The sequence below is a fragment of the Chryseobacterium sp. G0201 genome (assembly GCF_003815655.1).
Classification (GTDB): Bacteria; Bacteroidota; Bacteroidia; order Flavobacteriales; family Weeksellaceae; genus Chryseobacterium.
In genome coordinates this window covers 2,743,955-2,754,808 of record NZ_CP033917.1, presented here as the reverse complement: position 1 = coordinate 2,754,808, position 10,854 = coordinate 2,743,955, and the positions used below count along the sequence as shown (strand labels likewise).

Below are 10,854 nucleotides of genomic sequence, written 5' to 3'. Positions count from 1 at the left end.
AAATAAATGAATTATAAACTCATTTTAATTTGTATTATCTAAAGAAGAAATTTCTCGATATCTTCCAGAACTTTCACCTGAAAACTTATGTCTTAACAGATCATATATCTTTTCACAATCAGGACAAGCGTATCGAGGTCTACAAAGTACTTTGTGAAAAGTTAGATGATGCAAATTTTTTAGATTATGTAATGGTTGATCTGAATGCGCCTAATAAATATGGATTCTATCCTTATGCATCAAGCGTTGCTTTCAAAGATTTTCTAAAAATGAAATGATGAATTTTATATCTCTTTTAAAAGGTGAAAACCATTTAGATATGACTTTAGATTAATTATGGCTATAATTAAACCAGTATCAAAAGCTAAAAGAAAAAATTATATGAATGCTGAAAAAATATTCTGACATGGATCTCTATTGTCAGGAATTTTGATCTATTGCGGGTAAGAACTATTCCGTCGTGTTTGTAAAACCAAGATACTGAAATTTACTCCCTCTTGAAATATTTTAATAAAAGTTAGGCTTGCAAAAACTAAAAAGTTAGACTAGTCTAATATTTGTTATATTTGTAAAAAAAATATGAGTAAGAGATATATAACTATTATTATAATTTTCTATCTTCTTTTTCTGATTGTACAAGCCTGTGATAAACTTCAGCCTGCAGCGATAGATGAGAGTGAATTACTGGATGGTTCCATTGAGGGATTATCTTATGCTGAAAACCAACAATTTTTGAGAGGTGATATCGCCTTTAACGATGAAATTTTCACAGTGGGGAAAGGTCTTGGTCCTACCTTCGTGGCAACAAGTTGTGGAAGCTGTCATGCTGGTGATGGAAAGGGAACTCCCTTTACTACGCTTACACGTTTTGGACAGATTGACGAAACAGGAAATTTATTTTTGCATTTAGGTGGTCCTCAATTGCAAAATAGGGCGATACCGGGTCATACTCCGGAAGCAATTCCTCCCGGCGCAACATTTTCAAAATTTACACCGCCTGCCAATACAGGATTAGGTTTTATTGAATTAGTTTCTGATATGGATATTTTGGCAATGGCTGACCCTTTTGACACTAATAATGATGGCATCTCAGGAGTCCCCAATTATATTCAGCTTCCGGCATATCAAGCTCCATTCTCCTTTGCTGTACCAAAAGGAGGGAAGTATATAGGAAGATTTGGTAAAAAGGCATCCACATACAGTTTACTACAACAAACCGTTAATGCTTACAATCAAGACATGGGCATTACTTCAACTTTTAATCCACAAGATGTTTATTCGGGAATGAATAGTGATCCCGAAGTTTCTGATAAGACCATTGCCGATGTTGTATTTTACCTTCGTACATTGAAAACACCTATTCAACGAGATGCACAAAACATTACTATTAAACAAGGAAAGACTATATTCTCTCTGATAAGTTGTAATAAATGTCATGTCCCGGAACTGAAAACCTCATCCTCTTCAATTTCACCATTATCCAATAAAAAGTTTTATCCATACACAGACTTATTACTTCATGATATGGGTGCTTCTTTGGATGATAGCTATACAGAAGGCACGGCAAAAACTTATGAATGGCGTACCCCTGCATTGTGGGGGCTGGGTTTATCCCCAAAATCACAAGGTGGCCAATACTTCTTAATGCATGATGGAAGGGCAAAAAGTATAGAAGAAGCAATACAGCTGCACGGAGGTGAGGCTTCAACCAGCAGAACCAAATACACTCAATTGCCAGCTCAGGAAAAAGAAGTTGTTATTAAATTTTTAAAATCTCTATAATTATGGACAGACTTGAATTTCTCAAAAAATGCAGTTTGGTCTGTTTAGGCTTTACTGTTATTCCTCCCATTCTTTCAGGGTGTATAAGCAATAAAATGATTACAGGAACGATTAAAGACGATTATATCATATTGCCTATGAAGGATTTTACGGATAGAAAATATCCTGACAAAAAATTATCTTATGTAATCATTCAAAATGAAGCTCTCAAATATCCGATTTGCGTATTTCGTTTTTCGGAAACTGAGTATGAAGCATTATGGATGCAATGTACTCATCAGGGTACCCAGTTACAAGTATTTGGAGATAAACTACAGTGTTCTGCACATGGTAGTGAATTTTCCAACAAAGGTTTAGTACAAAACGGTCCTGCTGATCAGACCTTAAGAAAATTTCCTGTATACATAAAATCGGATTTTTTGAAAATTTCTTTAAAAAAACCAGTATGAAAAAAATTATCTACCTTATTATAATTTTAATTTTTCAAAAAGCCACAGCACAGATAGATCCTGAATTATTAAAAAGAACACCTGTAGACAGTACTCGCTCTTTGAACATGGATGCAGTATATAAGCGTCCCTTCTTAGGATTAGGGAAAGTACCTGTTTCTATTGGTGGCTATGCGGAAGCCAATTGGCAGCATATCAGCACTAATGGTATATCTGATGGACATCAATTTCAGTTACGTAGGATGACACTTTTCGTATCTTCTACAATTTCCTCAAAAATTAAATTTCTGAGTGAAATAGAATTAGAAGAAGGAGGTAAAGAGATTAATATTGAATTTGCCGCCATTGATGTAGAGTTTAATCCTTTGCTTAATTTGAGAGGAGGAATTATTATGAATCCAATTGGTGCTTTCAACCAAAATCATGACGGTCCGAAATGGGAGTTTACCGATCGCCCTATATCTGCTACAGCAATGTTGCCTGCAACATTCAGTAATGCTGGTTTCGGATTTTATGGCAAAATGTATAAAGCCGAGTGGATGTTCGGCTACGAAGTTTATCTCTCAGGAAATTTTGATAATTCAATTATTGACAATAATCAAAACAAAACATACTTGCCTGCTGCCAAAGGTAATCCTGAACGTTTTGAAGAAATTAATAGCGGTATTCCTCTTTTAACAGCAAAAATTGCCACAAGACATGAAAAAGCAGGAGAACTTGGAGTCTCTTATATGGGAGGTGTTTATAATAAATTTCAGGATGATGGTCTTCAGGTTGACGATAAAAGAAGGGTTCGGGTATTTGCATTAGATTATAATAATACACTTCCAAATCTGGGAACTTTTATTACTGTAGAATGGGCTTGGGTAAAAGTAGATGTTCCGGAAACTTATACACAACAATATGGAAATAGACAACATGGAGGATTTGTAGATATTGTCCAGCCAATAATTAAAAGAAAAATCTTGGGCTGGAAAGATGCGATTGTTAACCTTGCATGCCGTTTCGAATATGTAGATTGGAATGTAGGATATTTTAAAGAAAACAATAGCAAAATTGGAGATAATTTATGGAGTATTATGCCTGCAATCAGTTTCAGACCCAATGCACAAACTGTTTTTAGACTTAATTATAGGTTTCAGAAACAGAAAGACATTTTTGTGAACCCTGCAGCAACCACAACAGGATTCAGTTTTGGAGTTTCAACGTATTTTTAATGATTTAATGCTTTTACTTTAGTTTAAGAAAAGTCTGTCTTCTGTACAATCTGTAGTAAATAGTGGCAGAATGAACATTAAAAGCCTGAGCGACTAGTTCTACAGATCTTCCACTCTTGAAAAGTCTGTTTAATATCTTCAACTTGTTCTTTTTTATTTTTGAAAGAATCCTGCTATAATATTAATAGTAAATGCTACAATAAAAGTATTAAATGCAAAAGCTAATATCCCATGTATCCAAGCTAATCGCCGTATCCTTTTCGACGTTATTTCTACATCTGAAACCTGAAAAGTCATCCCGATAACAAATGAAAAATAAGCAAAATCAAGGTAATCTGGTTCATTGTCTTCCGGAAACCTCAACCCTTTAGGCTTGATTTTCCTTCCACTGTCATGATCTATATCACAATAGAAAAAATGAGCGTATCTAAGTGTGAATACGGTGTGTAAGAGCCACCAGGATCCTGCAACGCAACCTAAAGGAATAAGTATCTCTGCATAAATTCCTTGATCTGTCTTGCCCGATGTTTCTTTTAAAAGTATGATGATTGCAAGCAAACTGGCAAAGGCTGCAACTACTACAAAGCAAAATATAAGGGTTCTGCCTGAATCTTGCGCGTGAGCTTCATGCTTCACATCTGAAGGATGGGAAGTCAGGATTGTTATCCAAGACAGTATCAGACTCATAGTGGCGAATCCCAACCAGATAATCATCAAAGTTATTGATGTTTCCATATTAGTTCGCAGCAATAATAAAAAGAGCAAAGTTGCCGACGCAAGTGAAATATATAATTTATAATGTGAATCCAAGTGGTTGATCCTATCAGCTACTATTTTTAGTTTTTTTTTAATATTCATATCATCGCAGTGATAGGTTGATTATGTAATTTTAAATTTAGATCAAGAATATTTATTACAGTTTTAATCACTGGCGAAAAATTTCTGAGTGATAAAAAATATAACAGAAACCCAAGAAATCTGAGATTTATTACTTCGTGGATATTCTTTATGTTTTCGTAAAGCGCCCGAAAGCAGAAATACTGTTTTGTAGGATTAAACGTATTTCCAGATTCAAAATAAATTTTATCATTAGTGAATTAATTAATTATCACCAATTTGAAAAAGCGCAATTAAGAAGATAATTGAAATACTGAACGTATTTGTTATTTATTAAAAAAATATACTGAATTCCATTATTGAAATTCAGTATACTAAAGAGCTATGCTACTTATTTTTTATCATTATCATGATGTTCTTTTTCATCATGATGTTCTTTTTCCTGATGATGCTCCTTCTCTTCGTGATGCTCTGGCTCATTTGCATGTTCAGGGCCTTCGTGATGTTCCTTGTGCGGATGATGTTCTTTGTGGTCGTGATGTTCTTTGTGGTCGTGTGTCTCTTTTTTTTGATCTTCGTTGTTCATAACAATTTAATTTTAAAGGTGAATATTAATTTATATATTTTGTAATAAATATAAGGCAAATTAGATGCCAAAACAAAATCACAAAATACTGATTATTAATATTTTACATTAAATTTTAGCACCATTAATTCTAACATTTAAATAATTTTAAATGTCCTATTAAAAACCTAATATGTTAATTTTGACTCTCTGAAAAAAATTATTGTTTTGATCACTTATTATTTCACTAATCGTAGTATTAGTAGGCAGATTAATTTATTTTTTATTATCATGATATTTAGAATGATGAGGTTTGTCAGGATGAAAATATTTTTCAAATCCGTAAGTTATAAGGGATATTACTATGATAGCAAAAAGCACCAAATAGAATATATCTTCTGTGGAAAGTCGATGCTTTCCTCTCCTCATTATTCGTCTTCTGATTCGCCTTTTAAATCCCATAATATTACATTTTAAAAAAATAGCTGGTAATTCACACCAAAATTTTTCTGCTGATAACTCTGCTGGAAGTAAGGAGAAATCATAGATAATGTTTTTACACTTTTACTTTTAAATAAAGTTTTGAGTTTGGGATACAACCAGTAGGCTAATTCGGTAGAAAGAATTCCGATACCTGCTCCAGCCAATACATCTGTGGCCCAATGCTTATTATTGATGATTCTGTAAACACTCGTAAAAATAGCAAATGGATATCCCGCGAGACCGATCCAATAATTGCTGTCCTTATATTCTCTAAACATAAACTGTGCAGTTGAAAATGCGATTGCTGCATGTCCTGAAGGAAATGACATATTATTTGATTGATCAGGTCGCTCCCTGCCGATCAATAACTTTCCTGGAATAACTATTGCCGAAGAAACTGCTTGCGATGTTGCCAAAATAATTGTGCGATCCTTAAAATTATGTTTTCCTTGAACACCCGCTATGTTCAACCCATAAACCAGCGCTGCAGGTATAAATTGAGTATAGTTGTCTAATTTTGAATTGTTTAATCTGTGATCACCAACTTCATTTCTTAAACTAACATCATACTTTTTGATCTCAGGAATTACAAAACCAATTACACCTCCCGATATTAAGCTAACCGGAACAATCAATTTTTTATAATCTAAGTTATCATCTCTTGTTATTAAAGAATCTTTATGAGCAATAGGTTGTAAAGACAAACTATCCTGAGCATAAATACTTAGAGAAAATTTCATCAAAATAATCAACAGCGTAATTTTTTTTATCGAATACCTCATAACATGTACAAATTTTATCTTTTTATGTTCGTATTACTTACTAATCGTCTTTCAGTTATATTGTTATGTCATATCATTAATGTGACTTTCCTGTTCCCATAAAATATGGGAACTCAATCTATTGATATGACTTGAGAAAAATCTTTCTTAGAATTGTAGTATCCTAACGCGACAGGATACTACATTTTGCCCTATTTTGTGTGTGTTAATCTCTTTTAAAATTTCATTCTTTGAATCCTAACTGCATTGAGTATTGCAATCAAAGCGACTCCCACATCAGCGAAAACCGCTTCCCACATCGTAGCCAGGCCACCAGCACCAAGTACAAGAACGATGGCTTTCACCACAAAGGCAAGAATGATATTCTGCCAGACGATTCTTTTGGTCTTCTTTCCAATATTAATTGCCATAGGTATTTTTGAGGGTTTATCATCTTGGATCACAACATCAGCTGTTTCAATTGTCGCATCGCTTCCAAGACCTCCCATAGCTATTCCAACATCACTTAATGCTACGACAGGCGCATCATTTACGCCGTCACCTACAAAAGCTACACTTTCATTTCTAGCTTTGATTTCTTTTACCTTGTTGACCTTATCCTCCGGAAGCAGGTCTCCAAAAGCATTGTCAATACCGATTTGTTCTGCCACATACTTTACAACAGTTGTTTTATCACCGCTTAACATAGTCGCTTTTACATTCAAACTATGAAGTTTTTCAACTGCTTGCTTTGCATCGTCCTTGATTCGGTCGGCAATGGTAATGAAACCTGCAAATTTCCCATCATAAGCAATTGCTATAACCGTGTATACGATTTTGGAAGGATCTACTTCATAACTGATATTGAATTTATCCAGTAGTTTAAAATTACCAACCAGGATTTCTTTTCCATTAGCTCTAGCTTTAAGACCATGCCCTGCAATTTCTTCAGTATCCTCTAAATTGATTGAATTGTTGATTTCTCCTACAAACTCGTGAACAGCAGTAGCAACAGGATGGGTACTTTTACTTTCAACAACATTGACCAATTGGAGAATCTCATCTTTGTCAAATCCTTCCTTAATGGTAACGTCCTGAACTTTAAAAACACCCTCTGTCATAGTTCCTGTCTTATCCATTACCACGTTCTGAATCTCAGCGATCTTATCCAAAAAGTTGCTTCCTTTAAATAATATACCGTTGCGGCTCGCTGCTCCGATACCTCCAAAATAGCCAAGCGGTATAGAGATTACCAATGCACACGGACAAGAGATCACTAAGAATATCAATGCTCTGTACAACCAATCTCTGAAAACATAATCATCAACAAAGAAATAAGGTACAATGCAAATCAAAACAGCTAACGCTACTACAATTGGTGTATATATTCTCGCAAATTTTCTGATAAAAAGTTCAGTCGGAGCTTTTTGCGCTGTTGCATTCTGAACAAGTTCGAGGATCTTGCTGAGTTTGCTGTCCTCATAAGCCGTATTGACTTTGACCAAAGCCACGCTATTCATATTGATCATTCCGGCTAAAACTGTTTCACCTTTATTTTTAGAATCAGGTTTGCTCTCTCCAGTTAATGCTGCGGTATTGAAAGACGCAGAATCGGAGATCAGTTCTCCATCCAATGCCAGTTTTTCACCTGATTTTAGCTGAATAGTATCCCCGATTTTTGCTTCGGCAGCTTTGATTTTTTTAGGCTGATTATTTTCAATAATCGTTACCTCATCAGGACGTTGATCTAAAAGAGCCTTAATATTGGTCTTAGCTCTCGACACAGCCAGAGTCTGAAAAACCTCTCCTACTGCATAGAACAACATAACCGCTACTCCTTCAGGAAATTCTCCGATAATGAATGCTCCAATTGTTGCAATGCTCATAAGGAAAAATTCTGAAAACACGTCACCTTGTTTGATACTCTCAAAAGCCTCTTTTAAAACAGGTAGACCTACCGGTAGATAAGCAACACCGTACCAGACAATTCGTACCCAGTCTTTAAACCATTCCGGTTTGATGTAATTGTCCAGTGCAATGCCAGTTAATAAAAGTACCAATGAAATAATCGCAGGCAAGAACATCTGAAAAGCCGTTTTATCAGTTTCTCCATGATCATGTCCATCATCATCTGAATGCTGATGCTGTTCCTTTTTTTTCTTTGGAGCGCAGCACACGTCTTCTTCAACTAATTTTTTTGCTCCGGCATCTTTATAGATTTTGCCTTCCTGTGGAGTACAGCAAAGCTGCTTTCCATTCTCGTCGTAGATGTGTTTATGTTCCATAATAATATTTTTTAATGATTGTTAGGTTACTTTTTATATATATTCTGGTCTGATTGACTTCCGATTTTTAGAATTTTTTTATACCAGCCAAATTTGTTTATACTTAAGATAAACAAGGTTAGAACGGTTGCTAAAAATGATAACAGAAACATATCCAGCGCAAGGGCAGATCCTATTGCCGATGCAGCCCATAAAGCAGTAGATGTTGTAAGCCCCTGCATGCTTTTGGAACTATCTTTAAATGCCAGTCCAGCTCCGATAAATCCTAAACCGGCAGGTATCGCCGCCAGCATTCTAGCTATTGCAGATTTGTCATCTGTAAGATGCGAGGCAACGGCCACAAATAAGCAAGAAGCCATACAGAGAACGCCAAAAGTGCGAACCCCGGCATCTTTGTGGGCAGTTTCCCTTTCGAAACCTATTAATGCACCAAAAAAAAGTGCTAATAATAATTTTCCGGAAAGTAAAAGTTCAAATTTTAGATCCATTTTACATCACGTTATCTAGTTGTGGTTATATTTACCTTTTTTATCTGCTTCTGTTTTAATCCGTCATTCTTGAAAAGATAGTAGGCTGACTGATAATTTGCTATCGCTTTTTTCACATACTGCTCAGATAGCATCTCTGGATTTTGTTTATTTTTCTCCTTATCATACAAATACGTCTCTGTTTTTTGCTGCGGACCTAGAATAACCAATTTGTTGTTTTCCATATATCCGAGTTTCTGGTAGGTACTTACAAATATTCTTGGAATATAAGTTTCGCTTAAAACATTTTTACCATAAAGATTACTCTCATACGTCCATCCTAAAAGTGAGAAAAGTGTTGGATACAGGTCGATCTGAGAGCACATTTTTTCAATTCTGAATGGTTCCTTGTTGTTCAAGTTGACAATCATTGCTGGAATATGATATTTTGCAACATCGATGTCGTTCTTGCCGGCACTACTCGCACAGTGATCAGCAACAATGATCACAATCGTATTTTTGTACCAGGGTTTATTCTTTATCTTTTTAAAAAACTGCCCGATCGCATAGTCAGTGTATTTCACGGCTCCTTCCCTTCCCGATCCCGAGGGTATATCGATCTTGCCCTCAGGATATGTATAAGGTCGATGATTGGAAGTGTTCATTACAAAATCATAGAACGGTTTACCTACTGCAAATTTTTGATCGGCCTGCTTGATCACCTGATCATAAAGATTTTCATCACTAATACCCCAGGCATTTTCAAAAGTAACATCCTTGTCTTCTATTGGTATTCTTGGAGACTGATAATCTTCCCCTACAAAAGAATTTCTTTTCCGGTCTACAATTGTGTATCCATTATTACCGAAATAATTATTCATATTATCAAAATAACCATCACCACCATATAAGAATGAAGTATCATATCCCTTTTGACTGAAGATCGATCCTACAGTGGTCAGATTATCATTTTCTTTCCTGCGGACAATACTATTCCCCGGTGTAGGCGGAACGGCAAGTGAAAGTGCCTCCATTCCTCGCACGGTTCTTGTTCCAGTAGCATACATATTGGTAAATAAAATGCTTCGATTCGCCAATGAGTCCAACGTAGGGGTCAGATTCTGATTGTTGCCAAATGTTTTCATAAAGTCTGCACTGAAACTTTCCAATGTGATCATAATAACATTGGGCTTCTCATAGGAGTCAGCTCCCTTAATGTTACGTAAGATTGAGAAATCATTTGATAAGTAATCTGAGTTGGATTCCTGAATATCAGTTCTCACAATATTAAACGCCTCCCTATTATCGATGAGTTTATAGAAGTGTTCATAATTGATCTCGTTATTTTTATATGCAGAAAAAAAAGAATAGATTCCTGATTTTGACAGCTCATTCCGATACCTGTTTTCACTATTCTCTGCTAAACTGTTGTCAATAAAAAATGCGTAAATGACTGAAATGAAAAGCAATCCGAAAAAGATAAAGAATCTTTGTAAAAAAGGTGTACTGCCCTTAAAATTATCTGTAAAGTAATGCCTTTTATAGAAAAGTAAAAACACCAAAGAAGTCATTATTAACATGGCTGTAATGAGCAATGGCAAAGGATATGATTCATTAATATTATTGATTACTTCATAGGTATAAACCAGATAATCAACTGCAATAAAATTAAACCGACTTTCAAATTCCTGCCAGAATGTTACTTCAGCAAAAAATGAAAACAATAATATAAGCACAGCTACAGTAAAACAAAAAAAAGTCATAGCTCTATTGAAAAACGAATTATTATATTTCTGAGGAAATAAAAGCAGGTATAGGCTGTACGGTAGCACAAAAAACATCCCTACCCCTATATCAAATAAAAATCCCAGAGCAAATACATTCAGCAATGAAAGAAAACTAATGTCTGCCTTTTGAAGGCTGCCAATAGAAAATCCTATCCTGAGGACAAAGGAAAAAACTATATATAATAAGAAAAAATTAATGAGCAGGCTATAAGTGCTTCGCT

Annotated in this window: 11 protein-coding genes; 4 read left to right on the top strand and 7 right to left on the bottom strand. The window is 35.1% G+C overall.

Annotated elements, in window-relative coordinates; all coding sequences use genetic code 11:
* The first annotated feature begins 29 nt into the window (after positions 1–29).
* From EG348_RS12415 to EG348_RS12400, 4 genes are all read left to right on the top strand, one after another.
* Positions 30–278 carry a hypothetical protein gene (locus EG348_RS12415; RefSeq protein ID WP_123983418.1) on the top strand — a complete coding sequence of 83 codons (249 nt, stop codon included), beginning with the start codon at positions 30–32 and terminating at the stop codon, positions 276–278.
* 454 nt (positions 279–732) lie between these two features.
* A complete protein-coding gene (locus EG348_RS12410) occupies positions 733–1,782 on the top strand; it encodes a di-heme oxidoredictase family protein (protein ID WP_228414725.1) in 1,050 nt (349 codons plus the stop codon).
* A gap of 2 nt (positions 1,783–1,784) precedes the next feature.
* Positions 1,785–2,231 carry a ubiquinol-cytochrome c reductase iron-sulfur subunit gene (locus EG348_RS12405; protein ID WP_123983416.1) on the top strand — a complete coding sequence of 149 codons (447 nt, stop codon included), beginning with the start codon at positions 1,785–1,787 and terminating at the stop codon, positions 2,229–2,231.
* The gene (locus EG348_RS12400; RefSeq protein ID WP_123983415.1) at positions 2,228–3,448 is read left to right on the top strand and encodes a hypothetical protein; all 1,221 of its coding nucleotides are present in this window, start codon (positions 2,228–2,230) and stop codon (positions 3,446–3,448) included. Before EG348_RS12405 ends, EG348_RS12400 begins: the two co-directional genes overlap by 4 nt.
* Before the next feature lie 13 nt (positions 3,449–3,461).
* Here the strand turns inward: EG348_RS12400 and EG348_RS21995 are convergent, their stop codons facing one another.
* The 7 genes from EG348_RS21995 to EG348_RS12370 form a co-directional block, all read right to left on the bottom strand.
* On the bottom strand, positions 3,462–3,590 hold the full coding sequence (locus tag EG348_RS21995; protein WP_262696681.1) for a hypothetical protein: 129 nt from the start codon (positions 3,588–3,590) through the stop codon (positions 3,462–3,464).
* 11 nt (positions 3,591–3,601) lie between these two features.
* The gene (locus EG348_RS12395; RefSeq protein WP_123983414.1) at positions 3,602–4,306 is read right to left on the bottom strand and encodes a DUF1345 domain-containing protein; all 705 of its coding nucleotides are present in this window, start codon (positions 4,304–4,306) and stop codon (positions 3,602–3,604) included.
* A gap of 370 nt (positions 4,307–4,676) precedes the next feature.
* Positions 4,677–4,871: a hypothetical protein gene (locus EG348_RS12390; protein WP_123983413.1), complete on the bottom strand. Its 195-nt coding sequence runs from the start codon at positions 4,869–4,871 to the stop codon at positions 4,677–4,679.
* A gap of 452 nt (positions 4,872–5,323) precedes the next feature.
* A complete protein-coding gene (locus tag EG348_RS12385) occupies positions 5,324–6,115 on the bottom strand; it encodes a phosphatase PAP2 family protein (protein ID WP_228414724.1) in 792 nt (263 codons plus the stop codon).
* A gap of 215 nt (positions 6,116–6,330) precedes the next feature.
* Positions 6,331–8,379: a heavy metal translocating P-type ATPase gene (locus EG348_RS12380; RefSeq protein ID WP_123983412.1), complete on the bottom strand. Its 2,049-nt coding sequence runs from the start codon at positions 8,377–8,379 to the stop codon at positions 6,331–6,333.
* A gap of 26 nt (positions 8,380–8,405) precedes the next feature.
* Positions 8,406–8,867 (bottom strand): MgtC/SapB family protein, encoded by a 462-nt coding sequence (locus tag EG348_RS12375; RefSeq protein ID WP_123983411.1) that lies wholly within the window; start codon positions 8,865–8,867, stop codon positions 8,406–8,408.
* Between the two features lie 11 nt (positions 8,868–8,878).
* Entirely contained in the window at positions 8,879–10,609 is a 1,731-nt protein-coding gene (locus tag EG348_RS12370; RefSeq protein ID WP_228414723.1) for an LTA synthase family protein, read from the bottom strand.
* Positions 10,610–10,854: the final 245 nt, after the last annotated feature.